The 24,046-nt window shown below is 71.5% G+C and carries 23 protein-coding genes; 2 read left to right on the top strand and 21 right to left on the bottom strand.

Translation table 11 applies throughout. The features are described from left to right. Positions 1-21: 21 nt before the first annotated feature. The 19 genes from CLV63_RS17370 to CLV63_RS17285 all read right to left on the bottom strand — a co-directional run bounded on the left by CLV63_RS17370 (position 22) and on the right by CLV63_RS17285 (position 19,311). The gene (locus tag CLV63_RS17370) at positions 22-867 is read right to left on the bottom strand and encodes an endonuclease/exonuclease/phosphatase family protein (RefSeq protein ID WP_106584184.1); all 846 of its coding nucleotides are present in this window, start codon (positions 865-867) and stop codon (positions 22-24) included. 11 nt (positions 868-878) lie between these two features. Beyond that, complete coding sequence (locus CLV63_RS33600) at positions 879-2,009, bottom strand: sigma-70 family RNA polymerase sigma factor (RefSeq protein ID WP_211301347.1); 1,131 nt, start codon at positions 2,007-2,009, stop codon at positions 879-881. A 119-nt stretch (positions 2,010-2,128) separates the two neighbouring features. Continuing rightward, the gene (locus CLV63_RS33595; protein ID WP_170134249.1) at positions 2,129-2,623 is read right to left on the bottom strand and encodes a hypothetical protein; all 495 of its coding nucleotides are present in this window, start codon (positions 2,621-2,623) and stop codon (positions 2,129-2,131) included. A gap of 83 nt (positions 2,624-2,706) precedes the next feature. Further along, positions 2,707-3,951, bottom strand: a complete 1,245-nt coding sequence (locus tag CLV63_RS17360) for a hypothetical protein (protein WP_106584183.1) — start codon at positions 3,949-3,951, stop codon at positions 2,707-2,709. 30 nt (positions 3,952-3,981) lie between these two features. Then, positions 3,982-4,845, bottom strand: coding sequence for a hypothetical protein (locus CLV63_RS17355; RefSeq protein ID WP_106584182.1), 864 nt, complete (start codon positions 4,843-4,845; stop codon positions 3,982-3,984). Between the two features lie 42 nt (positions 4,846-4,887). Beyond that, on the bottom strand, positions 4,888-5,778 hold the full coding sequence (locus CLV63_RS17350; protein WP_106584181.1) for a hypothetical protein: 891 nt from the start codon (positions 5,776-5,778) through the stop codon (positions 4,888-4,890). Positions 5,779-5,790: 12 nt separating this feature from the next. After that, positions 5,791-6,279, bottom strand: coding sequence for a BlaI/MecI/CopY family transcriptional regulator (locus tag CLV63_RS17345; protein WP_106584180.1), 489 nt, complete (start codon positions 6,277-6,279; stop codon positions 5,791-5,793). Continuing rightward, the gene (locus CLV63_RS35255) at positions 6,276-6,617 is read right to left on the bottom strand and encodes a helix-turn-helix domain-containing protein (RefSeq protein ID WP_394339787.1); all 342 of its coding nucleotides are present in this window, start codon (positions 6,615-6,617) and stop codon (positions 6,276-6,278) included. Before CLV63_RS35255 ends, CLV63_RS17345 begins: the two co-directional genes overlap by 4 nt. A 19-nt stretch (positions 6,618-6,636) precedes the next feature. Then, positions 6,637-6,984 carry a hypothetical protein gene (locus CLV63_RS17335; protein ID WP_146165590.1) on the bottom strand — a complete coding sequence of 116 codons (348 nt, stop codon included), beginning with the start codon at positions 6,982-6,984 and terminating at the stop codon, positions 6,637-6,639. Positions 6,985-7,575: 591 nt separating this feature from the next. Beyond that, positions 7,576-8,457 carry a CPBP family glutamic-type intramembrane protease gene (locus CLV63_RS17330; RefSeq protein ID WP_106584178.1) on the bottom strand — a complete coding sequence of 294 codons (882 nt, stop codon included), beginning with the start codon at positions 8,455-8,457 and terminating at the stop codon, positions 7,576-7,578. Between the two features lie 132 nt (positions 8,458-8,589). Then, a complete protein-coding gene (locus tag CLV63_RS17325) occupies positions 8,590-9,471 on the bottom strand; it encodes an SAM-dependent methyltransferase (RefSeq protein WP_106584177.1) in 882 nt (293 codons plus the stop codon). Further along, the gene (locus CLV63_RS17320) at positions 9,458-12,397 is read right to left on the bottom strand and encodes a type I polyketide synthase (RefSeq protein WP_146165589.1); all 2,940 of its coding nucleotides are present in this window, start codon (positions 12,395-12,397) and stop codon (positions 9,458-9,460) included. The genes CLV63_RS17325 and CLV63_RS17320 overlap by 14 nt, the downstream gene beginning before the upstream one ends. Further along, a complete protein-coding gene (locus tag CLV63_RS17315) occupies positions 12,394-13,068 on the bottom strand; it encodes a methyltransferase domain-containing protein (RefSeq protein WP_106584175.1) in 675 nt (224 codons plus the stop codon). Before CLV63_RS17315 ends, CLV63_RS17320 begins: the two co-directional genes overlap by 4 nt. 57 nt (positions 13,069-13,125) lie before the next feature. After that, positions 13,126-14,433, bottom strand: coding sequence for a styrene monooxygenase/indole monooxygenase family protein (locus CLV63_RS17310; protein WP_106584174.1), 1,308 nt, complete (start codon positions 14,431-14,433; stop codon positions 13,126-13,128). Continuing rightward, a complete protein-coding gene (locus tag CLV63_RS17305; protein WP_106584173.1) occupies positions 14,430-14,828 on the bottom strand; it encodes a hypothetical protein in 399 nt (132 codons plus the stop codon). The genes CLV63_RS17310 and CLV63_RS17305 overlap by 4 nt, the downstream gene beginning before the upstream one ends. Continuing rightward, the gene (locus CLV63_RS17300; RefSeq protein ID WP_245928881.1) at positions 14,825-15,271 is read right to left on the bottom strand and encodes a roadblock/LC7 domain-containing protein; all 447 of its coding nucleotides are present in this window, start codon (positions 15,269-15,271) and stop codon (positions 14,825-14,827) included. The genes CLV63_RS17305 and CLV63_RS17300 overlap by 4 nt, the downstream gene beginning before the upstream one ends. Then, entirely contained in the window at positions 15,268-16,398 is a 1,131-nt protein-coding gene (locus CLV63_RS17295) for a cytochrome P450 family protein (protein WP_106584296.1), read from the bottom strand. The genes CLV63_RS17300 and CLV63_RS17295 overlap by 4 nt, the downstream gene beginning before the upstream one ends. After that, a complete protein-coding gene (locus tag CLV63_RS17290) occupies positions 16,368-17,717 on the bottom strand; it encodes a cytochrome P450 (RefSeq protein ID WP_245928880.1) in 1,350 nt (449 codons plus the stop codon). Before CLV63_RS17290 ends, CLV63_RS17295 begins: the two co-directional genes overlap by 31 nt. 418 nt (positions 17,718-18,135) lie before the next feature. Beyond that, positions 18,136-19,311 carry a helix-turn-helix domain-containing protein gene (locus CLV63_RS17285; RefSeq protein WP_106584171.1) on the bottom strand — a complete coding sequence of 392 codons (1,176 nt, stop codon included), beginning with the start codon at positions 19,309-19,311 and terminating at the stop codon, positions 18,136-18,138. 186 nt (positions 19,312-19,497) lie between these two features. On the opposite strand from CLV63_RS17285, the gene CLV63_RS17280 reads away from it, so the two are divergent. Both CLV63_RS17280 and CLV63_RS17275 read left to right on the top strand, forming a co-directional pair. Further along, positions 19,498-20,241 carry an HAD family hydrolase gene (locus CLV63_RS17280; protein WP_106584170.1) on the top strand — a complete coding sequence of 248 codons (744 nt, stop codon included), beginning with the start codon at positions 19,498-19,500 and terminating at the stop codon, positions 20,239-20,241. Beyond that, on the top strand, positions 20,238-21,791 hold the full coding sequence (locus CLV63_RS17275) for a helix-turn-helix domain-containing protein (protein ID WP_146165588.1): 1,554 nt from the start codon (positions 20,238-20,240) through the stop codon (positions 21,789-21,791). The genes CLV63_RS17280 and CLV63_RS17275 overlap by 4 nt, the downstream gene beginning before the upstream one ends. Position 21,792: 1 nt before the next feature. Here CLV63_RS17275 and CLV63_RS17270 read toward each other — a convergent pair whose 3' ends face one another. Further along, entirely contained in the window at positions 21,793-22,701 is a 909-nt protein-coding gene (locus CLV63_RS17270) for a phosphotransferase enzyme family protein (RefSeq protein ID WP_170134248.1), read from the bottom strand. Between the two features lie 107 nt (positions 22,702-22,808). Next, positions 22,809-23,693 (bottom strand): aminoglycoside phosphotransferase family protein, encoded by an 885-nt coding sequence (locus CLV63_RS17265; protein ID WP_106584167.1) that lies wholly within the window; start codon positions 23,691-23,693, stop codon positions 22,809-22,811. Positions 23,694-24,046: the final 353 nt, after the last annotated feature.

Here is a 24,046-nt window from a genome sequence, read left to right as displayed (position 1 = left end):
TCCGGGGTGTGCCTGTGGTGGTCAGATCCAGTCGGGTTGGGCGGCGGCGGTGTCGATCAGGTCGGTGTCCAGGGTGATGAGGATCCCGGCGTGGTCGCTGTGGCCGTGGTCGAGCACCGTGTAGTCCACCAGGGCGGGCAGCAGGGCGGGGGTGAGGTGGGCCTGGTCGACGCGGACCTTCCCGGCAGTGGGCGCGAGCAGGTCGGGGTCGCCGCGGTGGCGGGACAGGTGCAGGGCGGCGTCGGTGAGCCCGCCGGCGTGCAGCTTCTCCCCGACGATGCGGTTGGGCACCCAGTCGCCGCTCGCGTCGCGTGTCCAGCGGGAGGAGCGGTTGTAGCGGGGGATCGACTCAGAGGCCGGGGCCTGGTCGTCGAGTGGGAAGTGGTTGATGTCGCCGGCCACGATCCCCGCGCCCTGGTAGCGCCAGGCGCGTGCGGCGACGATCTGGGCCTCGATCGCGGCCTGGTTGGCGGAGTAGGGGGTGAGGTGGGCGCTGATGACGGTGAGCGGCAGCGCCATCTTGTCGACTTCAAGAACGCCCACGCCGAGGCCGTGGTGGAGTTCGCGGGCGTATCTGGTCTCCCATTGGGTCCAGCGCAGCGGCCCGGGCCGGTACATGACGGCGGTGGGGTTGGCGGAGCGGCTGGGGGTGATCCCGCCGAGCACGCGCAGGCCTAGCGCGTGTTCGGCCGCGGCGAGGCGCTGGTGGCTGTGGTCCTCCCACCTGGCGAGTTCCTGGGCGCACAGCACGTGCGGTGCATGTGCGGCGATCGCGGCCATCAGGGGGTCCCAGCGCCCGTCGGGGCGCCCCTCGGAGTCGGCGGTCCCGCCGTAGGCGAGGTTCTGGCTCAGGACACGCAGCAGCATCAGACCGCCTTTCAGCTGGTGGGGGAGGGCGTGGCGCGGTGGTTGCCGCGGATCTGTGTAACGCGGGGCCGGGAGATATGGAGCAGGGCGGCGATCGCGCTATCGGTCCAGCCCTCTCCGGCGAGTTCGGCGATCAGGGCGCTGCGCTGGGCCGTCAGGGTGCGGATGCACTCCTCGACCTTGTCCAGGTGGGCGTCGATGAGTCGGACGCGTCGCGCCGGTTCAGCGATGGCCTCCACGTCGGCGCGGATCTGGCGGCGCTCGGCCTTCAGGTCCCGGCTGCCGCGCCCGTCTTGGCCCGGCGGGGTGGGCTCGGGGCGCAGTGGCGCCGGGGCGGGGGTGACCAGGAGGGCGGTGGCGTCGTCGAACTGTTTGGCGCGCGGGAGCCGGCGCCCGTGGGGGTCGGCGCGCTCGGCGGCGCGGACCGCATCGAGCAGCGCGGCGGTCCCGGCTCGATCCACCAGATCGAGGAGGGCGGCCCAGTCGCCCAGGCCGAAACCGTGCCAGCGGGCGGCGCCGTCGGTGAGCAGGGCGTAGCGGCGCACCTCGGCGGCGGGCACGGACCCGGTCAGCGCGTACTCGGCGGCGGCCGGGTCGGCGGCCGCCACCCAGAACCCGCCCTCGCGGTTGCGGGCGGCGCGTTCGGCGCCGACCTTGGCGAGCCGGTGCTGCTGGTGCTCGGGTGAGCCCAGCGGGGCGGCGTCCATGGCGCGGCGCTGTTGGGGTGCGACCTCGTCGATGCGGGTGTCGCAGCGGACCTCGACGCCCTCGTTCGTCTCGATGAGCAGGGTGGAGTCGCACAGCACGAGGTAGTCGAGGGCGTGGTCGCCGAGGCGGGTGATGATCACGGTGGCGCTCGGGGTGCCGGGGTGGGTCAGGTCGCAGCCGGGGTGGGCGCGGGCCACCGCCTCGATGGCCGCGGCCAGGGCGGCGGCCAGTTCGGTGTCGGGTGCCGTGTTGAGGGTGCTGAGGAGGTGGGCGGCGAGCGCGGCGACGTACCACGGGGTGCCGTGGGAGCATCCGTTGTCCAGTTCGGCGGGCCCGCCTGCTCCGTCGAGCAGGACCGCGACGGGCCCGGATACGGCGATGACGTCTTCGTTGGGGCGTGGGGACCCGGGGCGGGTATCAGAGGCGATGTGCATGCGGCTCCTCGTCGCGTGGTGGTGGTTCGGTGGGGCGGTGGTGATGCGGGCGCCGGTGCGCCACCGGTCGCGGTGCGCCGCGCCTCGTGCGCGGTTCAGGGGCGGCGGAGGGTGCCTGCCTAGGTCGGCCTCCGGCCGCACCGGCTCAGTCGGGCCGCCTCGTCGGCGGCCGGGCTGGACTGCCACGAGTCCGCGGGGGCGGTGATGCCCGCGGCATCGAGGCGCGCCAGCACGGTGGCCTCATGGCGGGAGAACCCCTGGGCGATCTCCCTGGGAGCCATCCGGGAGGCGAGCAACCGGAGTTCGCCCGCGGTCACCTCGGCGAGTCGGCGCTGCGGTGGCCCCGATCCGAGGATGCGCGCGATCTGGGTCGCGGATTCGGTGGAGCGGCCGGCCGGGGGTTCGGAGCCGGAATCGCGAGCGGGTGTGCGGTCGGCAGGGTGGTCCGCGGGCGCCGCCGTTCCCTCGGCCCGTGTGCGTCTCCGGCACCCGGAGCCGTGCAGCAGTTCAGGGGCGTGGCGCGGCGGGGTCCCGGTGCGCTGGGCGATCGGGGACGCGGTCGGCCCGTGTTCGTCGGCTTTGCGCAGGTCGGTGGGGGAACTGTCGGGGTCCATGGTCTCCTCTTCATCGGGGGCGCCGATCCACGGTGGGCGGTGTGCGTGGGCGCACGGCGCGGCGCCTGCGCGCGGGGCAGGTCTCAGTCGGGCAGCCGGGCGAGGCGGGCCTGGACCTCGGTCCGGCGCGGCGATCCGGTCGCCTCGTACAGCGCGAGGGCGCGTTCCAGGTCGCGCCGGGTGGCGGGGGTGTCGTGGCGGGCCTCGGCGATGTCCGCGTGCAGCAGGCGTGAATCGGCCTCTTCCTCGGTCGCCCCGAGAAGGCGGGCGGCGGTGCGGCTGCGTTCGGCGGTGCGTTCGGCGGCCCCGGCGTCGCCGCGGCCGAGCAGAGCGCGGCCGAGACCGGCGCGGCACCGCAGAGCCTGGTAGCCGTCGTTGATGCGGTCGAAGTAGGTGAGGGCGTCGGTGTAACCCTGGATCGCGTGGTCGTACCGGCCGGCGGCGCGGTCGATGTCGGCGAGCTTGCGGGTGAGCAGTGCGCAGCCGCGCTCGGCGCCGAGGTCGGCGTGGATGAGCCGGCTGTGGTCGGTGGCGGTGCGGGCCTGCTCCAGATCAGCGGTCAGGAGCAGGGCGGTGGCGAGGCTTTCCAGTGTGGTGGCCTCGCCCTGGCGGTCGCCGGCCTGGCGCCAGAGGGGGAGGGCCTCCTCCAAGTGGCCCCGCCCCAGTTGCACCCGGTCGGTGCGGATGCAGGCGTTGGCGGTGAGCAGGTGGACCGTGGCGAGCGGTTCGGGGGCGCCGAGGCGCAGAGCCGAGCGCATCGCCGCCTCCAGCAGGTCGGCCGTCGGCTCGTGGAGTTTCAGGGTGGCCGAGGCCTGCTTGGTGAGGTCGGCGAACTGCCAGCCGAGGGTGTCGTCGCCGCGCGCATACGCCTGGCGGGCGATTGCGGTCAGGGTCGGCAGGTGGGCGCGCATCCAGTCCAGCGCCGCATCGTAGGTGTCGGGCCCGACCCCGGCCACCGGCGGCGATTCGAAGGCCGGGGCCCATCGGGCGCCCCAGGGGTTGAGGGCGCGGCTGGCCCTCGCGGCGGCGGAGACGTAGTAGGCGGCGAGTCGGACCTCGGCGGCCGTGCGCTCCTCGGGAGCCAGGCGGGTGGCGGCCCAGGCCAGCAGAGCCGGATCCGCCCCCCGCCACTCGTTGCCGTGGGGGTCGCGGTGCAGGTGGCCGGTGTCGGTGAGGATGTCGAGGAGGTCGCGTACGAGTTGTTCGGGCTGGCCGGCCAGGGCGCGTGCGGCGTCGAACTCCACCGGCGCGGCGGGGTGGAGGCCGAGGCGGGCGGCCAGGGCGCGTGCGGCGTCGGGCAGGGCCTCAAGCGTGGTGGGCGAGGTCATCGCAGTCCCTTCCGGGCGTGGCGGGGCGTGTCAGACGTGTTCGACGTGGACCAGGGCAGGGTCGATGGCGGCGGTGTCGAGGGTGAGAAGGAGCGCGTCGTGGTCGCTGTCCTTGGCGGGCCGTACCTCGTAGCCGGCCAGGGCCGGGACCAGCGGCTCGGTGACGTGGATCTGGTCGCAGCGCACCCCGCCCGGCGCGGTGGGCCCCAGCAGTGCGGGGTCGCCGCGCAGGGCGGCCATGTGGGCGGCGACGTCGGTGAACCGGCCCCGGTCGAAGACCTCGGCGACGGTGTAATCGGGGCGCAGGTCGCCGGCGGGGCCCCTCCAGCGCCCGACGACGTTGGCCGCGGGCAGGGTGGCGGGGGCGACGACCGGGCCCTGGCCGGGGCGCGGCAGGGGGTGGTGGTTGATGTCGCCACCGATAATGCCGACATCGCCGTAGCGGCGCACCCGCCAGGCCAGGTGGGCGGCGCGGTCGGCGGCCGCGGGGGCGCTGACCGGGCTCAGGTGCGCCGAGGACACGGCGATGGGGCGCGGGCTGCCCGGGACGTTGAAGACCCCGATGCCGGCGAACCCGTGTGTTGAGGTCGGGTCGGTGTAGCGGGTCTCCCACTGGGTGAGTTCGAGGGCGTCCGGGGCATACATCAGCGACGCCGAGCTCGTCGGTGACAGGGCGTCGGGCGGCAGGGCGAGTCCGAGTTCGGCGATCGCGCGGATGGCGTGGGAACGGTTGTGGTCGGTCCAGCCGGCGGTTTCCTGGAGCAGGACGATGTGGGCGCCGGAGTCGCGGATCAGGGCGGCCAGCCCGGGCCACCGGTCGCGGGGCGGCTCCTCGCCGTCCAGGGGGAGGATGCCGCCGAGTTGGAGGTTGAGGGAGAGCACGGTCAGGAGCACAGGAGGTTCCCTTCTGAAGGTGCGGAGTCCGGCAGCGGGTGGTCAGAGGCCGATGGTGGCGGTGACCAGGCGGTGGTCGGTGTCGAGCAGGCCTGCGGGGATGTGGACCCGGTAGCTGCCGGGCACGAACAGTTCGGGGTCGTTGACGAGTAGGAGGTCGATGGCCTGGGAGCCGCCGTGTTCCGCGCGGGTGTTGGTGGTCGGCACGAGCTGATCGGCGGGGTCGGCGCCGCGGTGCCGCCAGTCGAGTTCGGCTAGGGCGTGGAATCCGCACCCGTCCACCCGGCCACCGTCGGGGCTCCAGGTGCCGATGAGGTGGTCGACGGCGCGGGTGTCCCGGGTCCACGCGGTGCCGGGTCCGCCGGGTTGCCAGCCTTTGTGGTGGCGTTTGTGCGGCGGTGTGGCTGGCCAGTCCTTCTCGGGCCAGTGCGGTCCGCTCCCGGTGCCGTTGAGGTCGCCGCCCAGCAGGGTGGGCGGCCCTTCGACGGTCCAGGAGATGTGGCGGGCCTCCTTCAGTCGGGTGTCGCCGTCCTTGGGGTGCCAGTGCTGCAGCACGACGCGCAGCTCGCGTCCGGTACCGGTGCGCAGTTCGGCGACGTTGCGTCGGGACAGGTTGGGGATGGAGCGTTCGTCGCCCCACCAGGTCATCTCCAGCCGGGTGGGGTCATAGATCAGCGCGGGCGGGTGGTCGGAGCGGTCGCACCACCCGATCTCGATGGCATAGGGGGTGCCGTAGCGGCGGCGCAGCGCGGAGGCGGCCCGGTACCCGCCGCGCCCGCCGCCGGCCCACCACTGGGTGGCCTCGTTGACCAGGATGAGAGCAGGTGGCTCGTCGACGTCGGTGAAGATCCGGGCAAAGGGGTCGTCGAACGCGAATCCTTGCTCGTGGAGTCCGTTCTCCAGGTTGATCAGGGCGATGGGCAGAGCGGTCATCGCGATCTCCGTTCAGCGGTGAGGGGGCGCCGGTTCCGGGGCGCGGTGGTTCTTGATGCCGGTGGCGGGGTGGTCGCGGGTGAGGCGGTGCGACGCGTCCACGAGCGCGTATGCGGGCAGGTCCAGCAGGGCGGCATCGCCGTCCTCGGCCTCCGCCAGGGCCCGGCGCAGATCGGCGCGGTCCAGTGCCGTGCACTGCCGAACGAGCAGGGCGAGTGCCCCCGAACGGTCGTCCCCGGCGTCGGCGAGCAGGCCGTGGATCCGGTCGGTGATGTACTCCGCGCGGCTGACCCGAGCCTCCCACCAGGTGTGGTCCGTCCTTGTGCGCCGCACCAAGCGCTTTCTGAGCAGGACCATCAGCGCGCCGGCGACGGTGCTGTAGTCGCGCCGCCCATGGGCGCTCCGGGCCATCACCTCGTTCACCTGACGCACGATCATCGGCGTGCCGGTCTGCCACAGGGCCTCCATGACCGCCGATTCCAGTGGCCCCAGGCCCGTCATCGGCCCAGCCGCCGGCTGCCGCGGGCGCGGAGCTGCACGCCGGCGCGTTCCAGAGTCCTGCGGATGTAGCCGTAGGAGCGGCCGGTCTGCTGCGCCAGCATCCGGATCGAGGCACCCTGGGTGTATGCCTGCGCCAGATCCTCGGCGCGGACCCGGTCCTCGGGCGGGACGCAGCTGCGTTTCCTGCGGCGCAGGGTGATGCCCCGGTTGCGCATGAGGGTGCGGATCCGGTCCTCGCTGAGTGCGGTGCGCGCAGCGATGTCGACCACCCGCAGGCCCTCGTCGAGGTGGAGGCTGATTATGGCGGCGGGTGTGGTGGGGGGCGGGGTGTCGGTCATCGGCGGCCAATCGTGTGCGTCACGGAGTACGGGCGGGGAGTCGAGGCGGGTTGCCCCCGGTGAGGGCTTGGCGGGCCGCGCGCCCGGCGGCATCCAGCAGGGCCGCCGCTCGCTCCGCGACGTGGCTCTCTTCACCGATCGGGGCGATGTCGACGGCGTCGGAGGCGCTCGGGATCCTGCTGGGCAGGCACCAGTGCAGGAGCCCGGTTTCATCGGGGCGCAGAGTCACGGTGACGGCGCGCCCGAACCGGGTCAGCACGACGTCTGCTTCTGCCGAACTCGCAATGACGCGCATCCCGCGTCGGGCGCAGGCGGTGCTCAACCGCTGGCGGGGGCCGTCGCCGCGCAATGTGCGTTCACGGTTCACGGCGCCACCAGTGCGCGCGCGGCGTAGCGGGGACTGTCGGATCTGGTCGGGACGACATTGCCCGGTCCCCAGATGCAGCACAGGATGCTGATGCGGCCCGCGGGGTCAAGGTCCGCATAAAGCGTTGCGCTGATCCGGATGCGATAGCCGGGGTGGTCGGTGTCGTCGCGCTCGAGGCCCCGGACACTTCCAGCGCCGTGTCCGGGGCGCCCTCGCGCCACAGCCGCCCCCCTCCCCCGAACAGCGTGACCTTGGCCTTGCGTGTGGTCTTGGGCGGGGGGTCGAATCGCAGGCGGTGGTGACCCCGTTGGGCCCGTACCGTCCACTGGGTGCGGTGGGTGTTCGATCCGGTGGCGGGTTTGGCGTACTTGGCCGTTGGTGCGGCGTGCTCGGCAGTGGGGTTGTCGCTGGTGCCGCGCTTGCGGGCGGCGTGGACCTCGGTGCTGGTACGGGCGTGGTTCAGGGTCATAAGGTTCGGTTCTTCATCGTGATCGGGAGAGCAGTCCCTCGGAGGGGCGGGCGGCCTCCTCCACCGGGCCGCCCGCCAGCGGGTCGGTGCCGAATCGCTGCTTTGGGGAAGCGGGGACCGGTTCACAGGGCGGCGACGGGCGGCCAGGCGATGATCAGCGCGGAGTAGCCCACGTTGTAGGCGGCGTGGGCGGTGATGATGGGCCAGGCCCGCCCGGTGCGCCGGTACAGCCACACCATCAGCACCGCGGCCGGAACCATCGCCAACACCGGGAAGCCGTAGTAGGCGTGGTAGGCGAGCTTCGCCACGACGGCCACGGTGTAGACCTCGGCGGCCGGGCGGCGGGCCGCGCCCAGCACCACCACCAGCAGCGCCACCACGACGACCTCTTCGACCAGGGCGGTGGTGATCTGGGTGGGACCGAGCATCGCCGCGGTCCAGGCCGCGTCGGCGCGGGTGTCGATGGCGAACCCGCCCGCCATCGCGCTGGGCACTACCGCGGCGAGCACCCACCCGCCGACCATCCAGACCACCAGCCCGGCCAGCGCTAGTGCGAACACCCTTCGCCCTTGGCGGCGTGAGCGCGTCCGCTCGGCTCCAGTGGCAGTTCGAACCCAGGCCGGGGCGAACAGGTCCGTCACCCGCAGCCTGCGCCGCCAGGCCACCAGCCACGCGCTCAGGCCCGTGATGGCGAGGAGGACGACGTGCATGATCCATCCCGGCAGTGCCGACTGCCAGAACGTGTCGGCGTCGGGGGCCGGGGTGAGCGGCGCGGTGCCCCCGGCGAGGTAGCCCATGACGATGCCCAGAAGCGGGTAGCCGAACACGAGCACATAGATGAGCAGGAACGCCGCGTAGGCCGCCCAGGCCGGCATCGGCCGGGCCTGGGGGAGCAGGTCGGCGGGGGTGGGGTCGGGCAGCAGCCGCTGCCACCCGCGCGGCGGGTCCTCAGTCCCGGGCGCGGTGGTGGTGCGGGGGGCCGGGGCGGGGGAGTGTGTCGTCATTGACCGTTTCTCGTGTTCGGGGTGTCGGGTGTTCGGAATGTCGGGTTGCGTGGATCGAAACCACAGCGCCACGCGCCTGGGGTTCGTAGCGTTGGTGCTGGTCGGGCCCGCGCTACGGGGGCGGGCCCGACCTCAGGGGACGCGGCAGAGTCCGCCGTAGACCCACGCCTGCGCGGGATCGGATCCGGTGGCGGGCGGTGGGTGTGGTGCACCGGCCGGGTCGGGGTCGGTCACGGTGAGGTCGGGCCGCCAGGAGCCGATGTAGCCCAGACCCGGGTCGACGGGTTCCGTGCCGTGGAAGAACCGCGTGACCTGCTCGGGGGAGCGGACCTGGCCGGGGATGCCACGCTCGGTGTAGTAGTCCTGCAAGAACGCGGCGCGTTGGGGCGCCATGGCGTTGTCGACATGAGAGATCGCGATGTAGGAGCCGGGGGGGAGTGCGTCGCGCAGCGTCTGCACGACCCGGTGGGGGTGCTGGTCGTCAGGCAGGAAGTGCAGTACGGCCACGAGCAGCAGCGCGACCGGCTGGTTGAAGTCGATGAATGCGTTCACATCGGGGTGGTCGAGGATCTGGGCGGGGTCGCGCAGGTCGCCCTGGACCACGGTGGTGGTGCTCGGGTCTTCGGCCAGGATGGCGCGGGCGTGGGAGAGGACCATGGGGTCGTAATCGACGTAGACCACCCGGGGCTCCCGCCCGGGGACGTGGCGGGCGGCGACCTGGTGGGTGGGGTTCTGCGAGGGCAGGCCCGAGCCGATGTCGAGGAACTGGTCGATGCCGGACTCTGAGAGGTATCGGACGACACGGCCGAGCCACTTGCGGTTGGCGAGGGCCATATCTCGCATCTCGGGGACTTGCTCCAGGAGGGCGTCCAGCGCACTGCGGTCGACCTCGAAGTTGTCCGTGCCGCCGAGCATCAGGTTGTACATGCGTGCGGCCGAGGGGCGGCTGAGGTCGACACCCGGTACCGGCCGCGCGGGCCTGGTGTTGTCGTAGAAGAAGTCAGGGTTCGGCATGGTCGGCTCGCCTCCGGTCGGGTGTCGGGTCGGTGGCCGGGAGCAGGGGCAGCAGGGCGTCGGCGATGCCCTGGATGGTCGGGGCATGCGCGATCGCGGCGGCGTCGAGGTGGTGCAGTGCGGGGTGCAGGCCGGCCAGGCGGGCGCGCAGGACGAGGTGGTCGCGGGAGTCGAGTCCGAGGTCGTCCAGGGGGGTGTCGCGCTCGTCGAGGGCCGGGGGGCGGGCGAGAAGTGGGGCGACGGCGGCGTGGACGGTGTCGGCGAGGATGGCGCGACGCTGGGCGGGGGGTGCGGTGGACAGTGCCGCGGTCAGCGCGCTGGAAGCAGACTCCGTGTTCGCTGTGACCGGGGGGTGGTGGTTCCACCGGCGCGGCGGAAGGAACGCGGGACGGCGGCGGGCGGCCACGGGCCAGGCGGGGGTGTGGCCGCGGGTGAACAGCTCGGCTGCGGCGGCGAGGAACCCGGTGTACTCATCGTCTCCGCTGAGGGCAGTGATGGTGCCGGGCAGGCGGTGGTGGGCCAGGGTGTCGGTGATCGCGCCGGCGAGTACCGGGCGGGTGCCGACCTCCAGGAACAGGCTCTGCTCTCGGGCGGCGGTGCGCACGGCGGTGTGGGCCTCGACGGGGGCGCGGAGTTGGCGGATCCAGTAGGCGGCGTCCAGGGTGGTGCCGTCCACGAGGTGTCCGGTGACGGTGGAGACCATCGCCACCTGGCCGGGGGTGGGGGTGATGGCGCCGATCTCGGCCGCGAACGCGCCCAGCCGGGTCTCCAGCAGGGGGGAGTGCGCGGGCGGTGCGCCGACCACCCGCCGCGCGAACACCCTCTCGGCCTCCAGGTCGGCTTGGAGGTGATCGAGGTCCACCTCCGGGCCCGACAGCACCGTTTGGTGCGGGGCGTTGGCGGCGGCGATGACGACCCGGCCGCCCACCCGGGCGCGCAGTCCCTCGGCGCGAGGTCGGGTGAGCCCGGTGGCGAGCAGCCCGCCGTGCTCGGCGACGGCGGCGAGGTGGCGGCTGCGGGCGCACACCAGCAGGGCCGCGTCCTCCAGGGTCAGGGCGCCGGCGGTGTGGGCGGCGGCGATCTCGCCGAGGGAATGCCCGACCACCAGGTCCGGGTGCACCCCGTGGGAGCGCCACAGCGCGGCGAGGCCGACCTGGACGGTGAACGCCGCCTGCTGGAGGGCGGCCACCCCGGCGGGGGTGGCGCCGGGGCGCCAGGGCACGTGCCCGGGGTAGCGGGCCATCGCCTCTTGGACGTGGGCGACCGTGTCGCGGAACACGGGGAACCGCTCCGCGAGGGCGGTGCCGGTGGAGGGGTCGTGGGCGGCTTGGCCGGGGAACACGAACACCACGCGTGCCTCGGGACGGGGGTGGTGGGGGCCGACGACCGTCGGGTGGGGGCGGTCTGAGGCGAGGGCGTGCAGGGCGTCGCGGGCTTGGGCGGGGGTGGCGGTGATGACGGCGGCGCGGTGCGGTCCGTGGTCGCGGCCGGTGGCGGACAAGGCGGCCGCGGCGTGCAGGTCGGCGGTGTCGCCGAGGTGGCGGGCGGTGTCGGCGGCGGTGCCGGCGAGCAGGTGCGGCGCGTGGGTGGACAGTGCCAGGACCGCCGGCCCGCCTTCCTCCTCACCCGTCGGGCTCGGAGGGGCGGGGGGTTGGGTGAGGGCGGCGTGGGCGTTGGTGCCGCCGAAGCCGAAACTGGACACCCCCACCAGGGCGGTGCCGTCGGCGGATCCCGGCAGCGGGGTGGTCCTGGTCGGGACGGTGAGGGCCAGGTCCTTCAGGGCGGGGCGGATCGCGGTGTGGTGCAGGGTGGGCGGGATTTCGCCGTGGTGGGCGATCAGCGCGGCCTTGATCAGGCCGGCCAGGCCTGCGGCGCCTTCGGTGTGGCCGAGGTTGGATTTGACCGAGCCGATACGCAGGGGGTCCGCCGGGTCGCGGTCGAACGCCGCGGCGAGCGCTTCGGCTTCGGTGCGGTCGCCGGCCTTGGTGCCGGTGCCGTGGGCCTCCACATAACCGATCCGGTCCGTCTGGATCCCCGCCTGGGCATAGACCTCGGTCAGCAGCGCGGCCTGGGTGTCGGGGTTCGGCGCGAACACCCCGCCGCGGGATTTGCCGTCGGAGTTGACGGCGCTGGCGGCCAGTAGCGCATACACCCGATCCGACCCCGGGGTGGTGTCGTGGTGGCGGCGCAGGATGAGGGCGACCACCGCCTCGCTGCGCACGTAGCCGTCGGCTGCGGCGTCGAAGGGGGCGCACCGGCCTTGGGGGGAGAGGACCCCGCCCTCGGTGAACGCGCGGCTGATCAGCGGGTTGCGGATGAGGTTGGCGCCGATGACGACCGCGGTGTCGACGTCGCCGGCCTCCAGATCGCGGCGGGCGTAATGGGCGGCGACGAGGCTGGAGGAGCAGGCGGCGTCGATGGTCAGCGCCGGGCCACGCGTGTCCAGGTGGTGGGCGGTGCGGGCGGCGAGCATGCTCAGACCCACTCCGCCGGCGGCCAGCATCCCCGGCCGCTGTCCCGGCGCGAAGCGCAGCATGGCGTGGTCCATGGCGGCGCATCCGGCATAGATCCCGGTGCGCGACCCGGCGACCGTGCTCAGCGGGATGCCCGCGTCGTCCAGGGCCTCCACCGCAACCTCCAGCCCGAGGCGCTGCTGCGGGTCCAGTTCGGCGGCCTCCTCCGCGCTGATTTTGAAGAAGCCGTGGTCGAAGGCGTCGATATCGATCACCCCGGCGCGCCACGGCGCCTCGGTCCGGTCCTCCTCGGCGAGCAGGGTGCGCATCTGCTCCCAACGCGGGGCGGGGATCGGCGCGACCGCGTCGCGCCCCTCCAGGAGCAGGTCCCAGAACGCTGCGGGTCCGCGGACGCCGCCGGGCAGGCGGCACCCGATCCCGGTGATCGCCGCGGTGCGGGGGTCGGGGGTCATCGGGCCACCGCCGTCCACAGCGCCACACACCCCACGACCCGCACCTGCACTTGGTCGAAGCGCGCGTGCAGCTCGCGCTTCAGGTCGCCCACGGTGTCGCCGCGGTTGGAGAGCCACCCGGCGCGGTTGTAGGCGTCCATGAGGGCCCGGGCCTGCACGGTGGCGTGCACCCCGGGGCCATGGGGCAGCAGGGTCGCCCCGAAGACTGCCCCGCCCCGCACCGCGACTGCGGCGATGTTGTCGAAGAGCACGGCCTTCTCGGTGATCCCCCGGCCGGGCAGGCAGTGCAGGAGGAAGGTCGAGCCCACCGAGTCCATGCTGGCGGGCGCCAGCGGGAACGGTGTGCGGGCGTCGGCGCGGTAGGTGCGGGGCTGGTGGCGGGAGAGGCGCTGCGCCGCGGTGGACAGCGGTCCGGGGTAGGTGTCGAGCAGGTGCAGGCCGGTCAGCGGCGTGGCCGGCTCCGCGGCCGTGGCCCGGTCCAGCAGGTGGCCCGTCCCGACGCCGATGTCGAGGTGTACCGGTCCCAGGTGGTCCCGGTACACCTCGACCAGGTTCTCGGCGGGGCAGCGCCACACCCACCGGCAGGACGCTCCGAGCACGAGTGTGTCGTAGAGGGCGAGGGTGCGCGGCCGGTAGATCACCGGCGACGAGGGGTTCGGGGTGTCGGGCATGGCGGCGACCTCGCAGTCAGGGTGGAGGTGTCAGCGGCGGGCGAGGACGGGTGCGGTTCAGCGGTGCGCGGCGGCGACCCGGGTGAGGTAGGCGTGGGCGTGCTCGGCGTCGAACATCCAGTCCGTCAGGGTGCGGGGGTCGTCGATGCCGGCGGCCCACCGGTCGGCGACCTCCGGCACCGCGCCGGCCGCCCCGAGCAGCGCGGGGAAGTGGGCGGGGAAGATCCCGTGGGAGATCTCGGAGAATCGGGCCGCGGGCCGGCCGTGGGCCTCCCAGAACGCGTCGAACGCGGTTTCCATGAACTCGCGGTCGAACGGGCGCTCGCCTCGGGCGGTGATGCGGTCGGCATAGGCCTGGGCGCCGCGGGTCGAGGTCGCCCAAGTCTGGCCGGACAGGGGCCCGGTGGTGATCACCGCATCAGCCATGCCCAGCACGGCCGCACCGGAGTCCAGGACGCCGACCGGGCACCGCACGACGGGGTTGACCTGCTGGACCAGGACGGCGCGCCCGCCGATGGGCCGGGCGCCGCGCAGGCGTTCGGCGATCTGCGGCGCCCACACCCGGACCTGCTCCATGAGGATCGCGACCGCGTGCTCGGGGGCGATCGCGTGGCGGGCGACCTCCCGGCCCTGCGCGTCGGTGATGCGCCTGGGCAGCGCGGCATCCAGCGGCCCGCCCGGATGCCCGAGCCCCATCAGCCCGTACCCGGGGCCCGCGTGGGTCAGCACCGGGGCGAAGAACACCTCGCCCCCATGGGCGAGAGCCCCGCCCGGTTGGGCCGCGACGACCTCCACCACCCCGTCCTCGGCGCCCGGCACGGTATCGCCGTCCAGGTAGACCTGGACGATGGTGCGCGGATGCGCCCCGCCCTGGCGGCCGGGGTCGACGTCGAACAACTCGCCCAGGACACCCCCGCCGACGGCGACGACCACCAGGTCGAACATCTGGGTGAAGTAGCCCAGGTCGGACACGGTGACGCCGTGGGTGATGACCCGGCCCCGGCGGGTCGCCTCGCCCTTCTCCTTGAAGACCTCCAGCCAGTCGGCCATCTTCAGCCGCCGATCGACCGAGATGGTGTGTCCGCCGGGGAAGCGCCCGGTGAAGCCGGCATCGCCGCCCGGGGTGCGCACCTGCATGCGGATCCGGTCGATGGGCGGGGCGTGCTCCGCCCAGACCGGCAGGCCCGCGGCGCGTTCGGCGGCCAGGACTGAGGGCGGGGTGAACTGGAGTACTGAGGGCGCGCCGGTGCGGACCTCCTCGGTGGACTGGCCGGTGAGCAGGGTGATGTCGTAGCCGCGGTCCAGGAGCTGGTGGGCCAGGTACAGGCCGGATTGGCCGGCTCCGACGATGGCGATCTTCCTCATACCCCACCCCCACCGCTGAGGGGAGCGCCGGATGGGGTGACGGTGACCAGCCGCGCGTACTCCAGCTCGCCCACGAGGGGGTGGATGATGTTCGCGGGATCGAAGGGGCGCCCGAGCGCTGCGGCGGTGCGGATCTCCTCGGCCAGCATCAGGGGCGCGGCCCGCTCGGTGAGCGCGGCCACCGTGAGCGGCCCGGCCTCCCCCAGGATGGCGAGGAGCGTGCGTGCCTCCGCGATCCCCGGGATCCCCGGCTCCGGTCCGTTCGCATCCTGGCCGGCGACGGTGACGGTGTGGTCGGGGGTGATGGGGTAGCGGGCGCGCTGCGGGCAGCCGGGGTCGGTGTACTCGTACGGAGCCACGACGACGGCGGTGTTCTGTTGCTGGGACACGGTCATGCTTTCTTCTCGGGTGTCTCGGCGTTGAGGAGTTGGTCGCGCACGGCGGGTGTGAGCGCGTGGCCGGCGTCGTCGACCAGCAGCGACATCTGGTAGGCGACGACCTTGGTGTCGGCGTCTTTTCGGGTGAGTACGGCCAGGCGGGAACCGTCGCTGATGGCCATGACCACCAGGTGTCCGCGGCGCATGCGCAGCAGGAGCTGCTCGGGTTCGCCGGAGCCGAACATCCGTCCGGCGGACTCGGCGAGTCCGTGCAGGCCGCTGACCGCCGCGGCGAGCTGGTCGGCGTGGTCCCCGGGCAGATCCGGTGAGGCGGCCAGGCCCATCCCGTCGGAGGTGAGCAGCAGGGCGTGCTCGACCCCGGCGGTGTCGGCGGCGAAGGTGCGCAGCAGCCACGCGAAATCGTCCGCGGTCTCCAGCTCAGCCGGTGTGGGTGGCGTCACGGCGTACTCCCGGTCTCGACGCGGGCAGTTGCGGTGAGGTGGACCGGCAGCCCGGCGGGGGAGTGGATGAACACCGAGGCGACTGGCGGAGGTGCTTTGGTCCGGCGCAGGTCGGGAAAGCGGGCGACCAGCGCGGCGAGCCCGATCTGGAGTTCGAGGCGGGCCAATGCCGCACCGAGGCAGATGTGGGGCCCGTGCCCCAGCCCCAGGTGGCGGGGACGTCGCCGGGTGGCATCGAACTCCTCGGCATCTCGCCCGTAGTGGGCGGTGTCGCGGTTGGCGGCGAGGTAGGCCAGCAGCACGGGCTCGCCGGTGGCGATGGTGCGCCCGGCGATGGTGATGTCCTCGGCGGCGAACAGGAACGGCAGCGCCGCCACCGAGCTCGCCTGGCGCAGGGACTCCTCCACCACCGCCGGCAACTCCAGAAGCCCGCCCTGCACCGCCGTCATCTGGTCGGGGCGGTCCAGCAGCGCGGCGATGGCGTTGACCAGCGCCGAGGCGGTGGTCTCGAACCCCGCCGTCAGCAGCAACCACAAGGTGTCGCGCAGCTCCGCATCACCGAGTCGGTCCCCCTGCTCCCGGGCACGGAGGAGCGCCGAGACCACATCCTCGCCGGGTTCGTCCTGCTTGGTGGCGATCAGCTCATCGAGGTAGGCGGTCACCTCGGCGCGCATGGCGCGCACCTGCTCGGGCGGGGCGGTGGAGAACGCGACGGTGACCATCTGGCGGATGCGGTCGTGATCGGCCTCGCCGATGCCGAACAGCGCCCCGAACACCGCCATCGACAAGGGGTAGGCGTAGTGGGCCTTGAGGTCGACCGGCCCCGGCTCGGCGGCGAGGCCGTCGAGCAGACCGCGGGCGATGGCCTCCACGGCCGGGCGCAGCGCTGCGATTCGGGCCCGGGTGAAGGCTTGGGAGATGAGTCCGCGCAACCGGCGGTGTTCGTCCCCGTCGGCGGTGAGCATGTTGTCCAGGTGGACCATCGCCGCCACCGGGTGGTCCTCGGGCACCTCGCCGGAGGTCAGGGCGGTCCAGTGGCGCCAGTTGCGGCGGAACCGCCGGTCCGTCAGCGCGGCGCGCAGGTCGGTGTCGCGGGTCAGCGCCCAGACCTCCAGCCCGTCGACCACCACGCGGACCAGCGGCCCCGCGGCCGCGAGGTCGCGTGCTTGGATGGCGGCGCGGCCGGGGACGAGGACGATCGGCTCGGGGCGTGGGGGCATGAGGGCGCTCCAGTCGCAGACGCAGGGGTGGGCCGTGCAGGTGAGCTCGTGGGTTCGAACTCCACGGGCAGGGTTTCCAGGCCGTGGGCGAAGGGGGAGCGGCGCCAGACCAGCGCGTCCTCGCCTACGGCCAAGCGGGGCGGGGGCAGCAGTTCCAGTACGGCTTCGACCGCGTCGATACCGATCTGGCGGGCCAGGTGGCGGGCCGGGCACTGGTGCGGTCCCGTGCCGAAGGACAGGTGCGCCTGAGATCCCGACAGCCCGGCCGTGCTCGGCCGCGGGGCCGCGACGGGATCGGAGTTGGCGGGCCCGTAGCCGATGATCAGGCAGTCGCCCTCGCGCACCCGTGCACCGGCCAGGCTCATGTCGGCGGCGGGATAGCGGCCCGGCAGCAGCGTGATCGGCGGGCGGCGCCACAGCACCGCGTCGACCGCTTCCTCTATCCGGGTGCGCGCCCCCACCACCGCGGAGCGGAATGCCGTATCCGTCAGCAGGGTGTGCAGGGTGTTGGCGATGAGGTTCATCAGCGGGTCGTGGGCCGCGGAGATAATGAGGATGAGCTGGTGAGCGACCTCTTCATCGTCCAGGCCGTGGGGGTGGGCGACCATGCGCGAGACGATGTCGGGGCCCGGATGCGCCCGGCGCTGGGAGGTGACGGCCTGGGCATAGGCGAACAGGCCCATCCGTGCGGCCTCGGCGTCCTCGCCGCCGTCCCACACCTGGCGCATCAGCGACACCAGTTCGTTGCCCTGGTCGGCGTTCAAGCCGAAGTAGCGGTTCAACAACATGAGTGGCAGCCGGAACGCGATGTCGGCGACCAGGTCGCAGCGTCCCGACGGCGTCGCGTCGGCCAGCAGTTTGGCGGTGATCTCGCGTACCGCCAGCCGGGTGCCGGAAGAGGAGATCGCTTCCAGCGCGGCCACGATCACCGCCCGGTAGCGGCTGTGGTCCGGCTCGTCGGACGCCAGCGCGTTGCGGAAGTACCAGAACGGGCCGGGCACGCCGGCCGGGGTGGCGCGGTGCTCGCGGGCCTCGCGCCAGCGCCGCGGATCCCGCGGAAACCGCACTGGGTCCTGGAGAACTTCCTTGTTCAGGTCATAGCCGAGCAGCACCCACGCCATCACCCCCGGCGCGGCCTCCACCGGTGCGATCGGGCCGAACCGCTCCCGCAACCCTTCGAGCACCACAGGGAGGTCATCGGCCAGCGCGGCACCGTAGATCGGCACCGCGCCTGCGTGCGGCGGCGCCGCGGTCGAGTGCTCGGATTGCTGAGGCCGGCCCATCAGCGCCCCTGGCGGGCGTCGGAAGGACGAAAGCAGAACGTGTCGCCGCGCTGGCGTCGAGGGGCGCAGCCGCAGTGCGGAGTGGAAGGGAGAACCGTCATGACAACTCGCTCGGTGCGTGGGGCGACGATGTGTGTGCCGTACGCAGCCGAGTCTTGGCAGCGGGAACCGAGAGGTCTACTCCCATGGGGGACGTCCCCACGGGGACAACCACTCTCCGAGCGTGGCCGGGAATGGTCGACAATTGCGGGCGCTCTCGCTGCGGAGTGTCGGTAGCCATACCGTCACGGTGCGGCGTCTAAAGGCGCCCCTGGAAGGTGACCGGTAGTGACGTCTCAGATGTCACTACTGTCATCGCAGGTCACGCGTCAGAGCGCGCCTTCTCTGATACCAGCCGGTCGTGGTACTCGACCACGAGCCGTTCACCCGGGTACAGGCTTCGCAGCTCCGACAGGAGATCGCTGGCACGGCTCAGCATGGACCCCGATCGCCGGTCGAACTCGAACGCACCCGAGCCGACCGCCACCGCCTCATCAAGGTCGCCACGGCGGGCAGCGAGCATCCCAAGGTTGATCCGGGCATCGGCGAGACGCATCGGCCACCGCCTCCCGTCGGGCTGCTCACACTGCCGCACGACCTCCGCGGCGTGCTCGGCGGCAACCCCATCCCAGCCCAGCAGCGTATAGATCGTTGCCGCGTAGAACTCGTATTTCGACGGGTCGAAAATGAAGTGATGCTCCGGATGATCGGGCTTCGAGAGCTGCGCCAATAGCCGCTGACCATGCTGGATCGCCTCATGCGCCCGGTCATCGCCCATCCGCGCCCGCGCCTTGGCCTCTTGCAGCACGAGCTGCACACCTGCGCTGGTCACTCCGGCGCGGTCACGGCCTGCCTGAGCGACGGCCACCACGTCCTCGAACCGGCCTTCGGTGAGGGCGAACCACGCATCCATCTCGAACGACCAGCCGATGACCTCGCCGTGCCCGGCCTGCTCGCCGAGCCGGAACGCCGCGCGGCGCGCGGTATTGGCGGCGTGGTGATCGCGTACGTCGTAGTGCACGCACCCGAGTAGGCACGCCAACCAGCCCACTTGGACCAGCAGTTCCCTGTGTTGAGAGAGGGTGGTGCGCCCGTCGAGAAGGCTGAGCGCGCGGTCCATCAGCGCTTTGGAGCGGTCGCGCAGCTCATGTCCGGGCATGGTGGGATATGCGCGGCACAGGCGGTCGACGCCGACGGCCAGAATCTCGATGGTCCCCATGCTGACATCAGAGTGCTCGGCGCGGCGAACGGCATCGAGGAGATGCAGTTCCTGCTCGGCGGACACAGACTCCGGACTGCTGGCAGGAACACCGCTGATCCCGAGCGCAGTGCTGATCCGGGCGATCGCACCGGCGGTCGGTGCCCGACGGCCCGCGAGGATATGGGAGATGTAGGACCGGTCGTAGGTGGTCCGCCGCGCCAATTCGCCCATGCTGACCCCCTGGGCGTTCATCTCTTCGCGCATCGATGTGCGGAAGTTCTTAGAGGGGGCGCTCATGGTGGTCCCGACCCTTCCTGAATGCTCGCACTCTCAGAGTGCGGCGGTGCCACCGCAGCCGTTGCGCGAACGTCCTCTCCAGCGACATCATGTTCGCCTCCAGGCTGCGACCGCACCTCTGGGGGTACATGCTAAAGGGTGCCCCGAATGCGCCACTCGTGGATGAGTCACCGTGGAGATACGCCGATGCTCGATCGCCTGCTCCTGCTCTGGGATGTCGACCACACTCTGATCGACATCCGCGGGGTGGGAAGCCTGGTGTTCGGCGAAGCGTTCCAGGAGGCCACGGGCCGCCCCATGAGCGCCGGTATGGCCACCGCGCACGGGCACACCGAGCCTGTCCTGCTGGAGAAGACCCTCGACCTCAACGGGATCGGTGACCGCGACGAGGACCTGTTCCGCCGCTTCGCCGACGCCCAGGCCGCCTCCTACCGAGCCCACCTCGTCGACCTAACGCAGCGAGGGCGTGTCCTGCCCGGGGTGGAGACAGCTTTGCGTACGCTGCGCGCACACCCTGGGGTCGTGCAGACGGTCCTGACCGGCAACACCCGCGCGTCAGCCAAGATCAAGGTCGGTGCCTTCGGCCTCGATCGCTATCTCGACCTGGAGATCGGTGCCTACGGCGACGACGACGCCCACCGGCCTACCCTCGTCGACATCGCCCGTCAGCGCGCTGGCCGCTGTCACGGCGCGGTGTTCGACACGACAGCCACGATCCTGATCGGGGACACACCCAAGGACGTCGAAGCGGCGCATTCGGCAGGAGTCCGAGTAATTGCAATCGCGTCCGGGAGTAGCACCTCTGCGGAGTTGGCCCGCGCGGGGGCCGATCGCGTGGTCACGACGCTCGACGGAGTTGATGCTCCTCATCTGGTGACCGAACTGCTCGCGGGCCTCTCCCGGAACCTGACCAGTGGAGAACAGCAGTGAACAGCACGGCGGACCCTTGTCCCGCCTGCGGGCAGCCCGCGGTCGGGCGCGGCGCCGGATGTGTCCAGCACTCGGTACCGGAGAACCTGTGGCGCCATCCCACGCTGGCGAAGGCAGTCGCCGATCTCGATCTGGCGGCAGTGATTCGGTTCCTCCGTGCCAACACGGAAATGACCCAAGAGGCACTTGGCCTGCTCATGGGAATCCGACATCACCGGGTTTCCGAATTGGAAAACGGACGCCGACAAATCTGGGACATCCGTGTTTTCAAGCGAGCGGTCCAGGGATTGGGGGTTTCCAATCAATTCATTGACTCTAATGAAGAAAGAGTGAATGTAACCGAGTGGCAAGTTCCGTTTCCATTGAGGGCTTCAGTGCCCCCGCGACCTGTTAACGATCCTGTGGATGCTGACATTCAGGGGCATGGCCGGCGTGTGCTGTCGCTGTCGTTCACCCATGGAGCGCTGAGTCAGTCGGTCGAGAACGCGCAGTCGTTGTGGCAGGTGGACCTCGCCGATGAGGGGCAGATGCGGATTTTGTCCGTCTCGGCGAGGGAGATCACGACTCCGGTGCTGCGGTGGCTGGTCGCCCCACCGACAGTTCTCGAACTCCCACTAACGGGAACGGCGACGGTGAGGGCGGATGATGTGGCCGCAATTCGCCGTGCCTGTCAACTGTTCGAAATGTTGGATCACGAGTTCGGCGGGGGACACGCGAGGATCGCTGCGGTGCAGTACTTGCACAGTGAGGTCAGACCGTTGCTCGCGGGGCGCTACACCACCGAAGTCGGCAGGGAGTTGTTTGCAGCAACCGCCCATTTCTCCTTCAAGGTCGGCGCGATGGCCTACGACGCGGGTCTGCATGGGCTCGCCCGGCGCTACTTCGTGCAGTCCCTGAACTTTGCGCACCTGGCCTCCGATACGGCTCTGGCCGGCAAGGCGCTGGCGCTGATGAGCCACCAGGCGAACTTTCTTGGCGATTATCGCAGCGCGGTGGACTTCGCCCGTTCCGCCAAGGCCGGCACCCGCAGTGCCGTGACCCCGGGCGTCTATGCGATGTACTCGGCGATGGAAGCCCGCGGTCTGGCCTCGCTCGGCGAAGAGCGCCAATGCACGGCTGCTCTGGCAGAGATGGAGGGTGGTTTCGCGAAGCGCCACGCTGAGGAGCCCGCGTGGCTCGGCTACTTCGACGAGGCAGAGGTGCACGACGAGTTCGCCCACTGCTTCCACGACCTTGGCCACGCCCAACTCGCTGTCGAGCATGCCCGCACAGCGAGCACGCTCACACGGCAGGAGTATCGGCGCAGCCGGACTTTCGCCGGTCTCATTCTGGCTGGTGCCCACTTACTGGACCAGAATGCCGCGGATGTGGAGCACGCCTGCGCCCTCGCCGAGCAGACATTGAGCGAGGCCGGCCCCCTGCGCTCGGCCCGCGTGCACTCATACATCCGGCGGTTCGACGACCGCCTGGCCCCCTACGCGGCAACAGTGGCCGTCCAGCGCTTCCGCGCCGAGTCCCTGAATCGGCTCGGACGTGCAGGCACGGCCTGATTCACACGCCCGGGGTCCACGCAGTCGGCAAGGCGGGATCGCGCACGGTGGCGATGCGCTTCGCAGCCTCGGCGCGAAGCCGCGGTTCACGCCCGGTCCGGGCGCACAGCCAGGCGGTCATCCGCAGCTTTCGGATTTCCAACAGCGTCGCGTATCCCGACCAGTCGCGGATATCGGCGCCGTAGGCGTCGACGAAACCGGCGTACTCCTCGGGTGTGTACCAACCAAGGTCGGCGTAGGTGGCGGCGACGATCAGGTCCCACTCGCGCGGGCCGCAGGAGACCCGTTCCAGGTCCAGCATCACCACGTGCCCGTCGGAGCCGCGCACCACGTTCTTGCGGTGCGCGTCGCCGTGGACCGGCCCTGGCTGCAAGGTGAAGTCGAGCTCGGTGAACGCCTGGCGGAGCTCGCCCCGACGGCGGCGGAGGAAGGCCACATCGGCGGAATCCAGCCCGTGCGCTGCGCTGAGGTAACCCTCGACTCCGGCTAGCGGATCCAGCCTCGGAAGGTCAATTTCGGTCGGGGGCGCAAGCCCGTGCAATTGGTGGAGGAGCTGTCCAAGATTGCGGGTGGAGGCGATTGAGGGATCCGGAACCTGCTCCCACAGGCTCACCACCCACGCGTCGATGCTGATGAGGTCGGAGCGGATCGGCCGCACGACGGGGAAGTGCTCGGTGAGTAACCACTGAGCGATGCTGATCTCCCTGGCCACGCGCCCGGTGTTCGCGGCGGAGGTGACCCGCAGCACGACCTGGTGGTGGGGTACGGCGAAGCTCGCGTTTTCCCCCACCGGCCCTAAAGGCCGCAGACCGGTCGGGTCCAGGCCAACGCGTGAACATACCGCGTCCGCGACCTGAGCAGCGGTTTCCGCGGTGAGGTGTCCTTTGGCCCCTGCGTCATATCCACTCAACCGCGCCGCCCCTTTCGGCTCTCCCGAAGCCTCGCTCGCTACAGCAGCACTGGATCCTGCGCTGCGCGGACTGCTCAGGCAGCGCCCTCTCTGGACCGTGGTGGTCCCTAATAGGGATTCCACGCCCGTGGGCGTGCAGGGTCAGCCAGATCGGCGATCCGCACCTGGATCTCGGTGTCCACCTCCACACTCTCGCCGGCTTTCTGCGCCAGCCAGGACACCATGATTAGTTCCCACACGCGCTTGTACACCGGATAGCCCTCCCAAGTCCGGACGTCGAAGCCGTAGACCGTGCAGAACTCCCGGTACTCGGTCTCGGTGTGCCAGCCCAGTCCGGTGTAAAGAGCGGTAAGCACCAGGTCCCATTCCGGTGGTCCCCAACACACCCCATCCAAGTCGTAGAGCACCGCGCCGTGCTTGGTCATCTGCACGTTGCCGATATTGGCATCGCCGTGAATCACCGAACGGGCCAGCCCAGTGCGCACTCCGGCGTAGGCCGCGCGGAGGTCGATAAGGCGTCGCTGCAAGACCTGCTTGTCCTCTGACGGGATCTGAGCACGGTGGATCCGATCACCGATGCGGCTGAACGGCGCGAGTGCGGGCAATTCGAGGTCGGCGGGAGGAGCGAGCCGGTGCAATCTCGCCAGCAGCGTCGCCAACTCGACCGGGACCGTCCACTCCCCGTAGATGGCCTCCCACAGGGTCACGACCGCGCCATCCCCGCTGATCCATGGCTGTGCACCAGGAAGCGGTCGGCCGACGGGAAGGCCGGCGGAGTCCAACCAGCGCGCGACCCGCACTTCGCGCCGCGCGCCTTCATGGTTCCGGGCGGAGCGCTCCACCCGGGCGATCACCCGTCCATGGTCGAGCGCGACCACGGCGCGCTCACCCAACCGGAGGAGCGTGGTGCCGCTGGAGCCGATGTGTGCTTGATCGGCGGCGTGTTTCGCCGCCCGTAAGACAGTCTCTGTTAGCGCGTCTCCCTCGGGCACAGCGCTCCTCCGGATCGTTCGCCTGGATCCCGCAGACTATCGGCGTGGTGATGATCGGCTCCCAGCACGACCTCGAAGGGCCTTGACCCCACGCCTCGCCGCGACCATCGCGACGATGCGCTAAGAACTCCTAACGCAATGCGCTTCGAGGATCAGACAGAAGCGCTTGGCGTTCGGGACTTTGGGAACGCCCGTATGTTGACCATGCCCGACTGGTAGCGGAGTGTGGATTCGGCCCATCCAACCGGAGGTGGAATCTCGTGGATCTTCCTAATGATCACGACGACATCGTGTTGTCCTTCTACTGCAAGACCCCCGGCTCATTCGACGAGAAGGACTGTCCGGCCTTCCAC

It is taken from the genome of Murinocardiopsis flavida (assembly GCF_003014485.1).
Classification (GTDB): Bacteria; Actinomycetota; Actinomycetes; order Streptosporangiales; family Streptosporangiaceae; genus Murinocardiopsis; species Murinocardiopsis flavida.
This window is presented reverse-complemented; position numbering and strand designations above follow the sequence as displayed.

Excerpts from the sequence above, each read along its gene's own strand:
- CLV63_RS17370 (WP_106584184.1), bottom strand. The coding sequence starts at position 867 with ATGCTGCTGCGTGTCCTGAGCCAGAACCTCGCCTACGGCGGGACCGCC.
- CLV63_RS33600 (WP_211301347.1), bottom strand. The coding sequence starts at position 2,009 with ATGCACATCGCCTCTGATACCCGCCCCGGGTCCCCACGCCCCAACGAA.
- CLV63_RS33595 (WP_170134249.1), bottom strand. The coding sequence starts at position 2,623 with ATGGACCCCGACAGTTCCCCCACCGACCTGCGCAAAGCCGACGAACAC.
- CLV63_RS17360 (WP_106584183.1), bottom strand. The coding sequence starts at position 3,951 with ATGACCTCGCCCACCACGCTTGAGGCCCTGCCCGACGCCGCACGCGCC.
- CLV63_RS17350 (WP_106584181.1), bottom strand. The coding sequence starts at position 5,778 with ATGACCGCTCTGCCCATCGCCCTGATCAACCTGGAGAACGGACTCCAC.
- CLV63_RS17345 (WP_106584180.1), bottom strand. The coding sequence starts at position 6,279 with ATGACGGGCCTGGGGCCACTGGAATCGGCGGTCATGGAGGCCCTGTGG.
- CLV63_RS35255 (WP_394339787.1), bottom strand. The coding sequence starts at position 6,617 with ATGACCGACACCCCGCCCCCCACCACACCCGCCGCCATAATCAGCCTC.
- CLV63_RS17330 (WP_106584178.1), bottom strand. The coding sequence starts at position 8,457 with ATGACGACACACTCCCCCGCCCCGGCCCCCCGCACCACCACCGCGCCC.
- CLV63_RS17325 (WP_106584177.1), bottom strand. The coding sequence starts at position 9,471 with ATGCCGAACCCTGACTTCTTCTACGACAACACCAGGCCCGCGCGGCCG.
- CLV63_RS17320 (WP_146165589.1), bottom strand. The coding sequence starts at position 12,397 with ATGACCCCCGACCCCCGCACCGCGGCGATCACCGGGATCGGGTGCCGC.
- CLV63_RS17315 (WP_106584175.1), bottom strand. The coding sequence starts at position 13,068 with ATGCCCGACACCCCGAACCCCTCGTCGCCGGTGATCTACCGGCCGCGC.
- CLV63_RS17310 (WP_106584174.1), bottom strand. The coding sequence starts at position 14,433 with ATGAGGAAGATCGCCATCGTCGGAGCCGGCCAATCCGGCCTGTACCTG.
- CLV63_RS17305 (WP_106584173.1), bottom strand. The coding sequence starts at position 14,828 with ATGACCGTGTCCCAGCAACAGAACACCGCCGTCGTCGTGGCTCCGTAC.
- CLV63_RS17285 (WP_106584171.1), bottom strand. The coding sequence starts at position 19,311 with ATGAGCGCCCCCTCTAAGAACTTCCGCACATCGATGCGCGAAGAGATG.
- CLV63_RS17280 (WP_106584170.1), top strand. The coding sequence starts at position 19,498 with ATGCTCGATCGCCTGCTCCTGCTCTGGGATGTCGACCACACTCTGATC.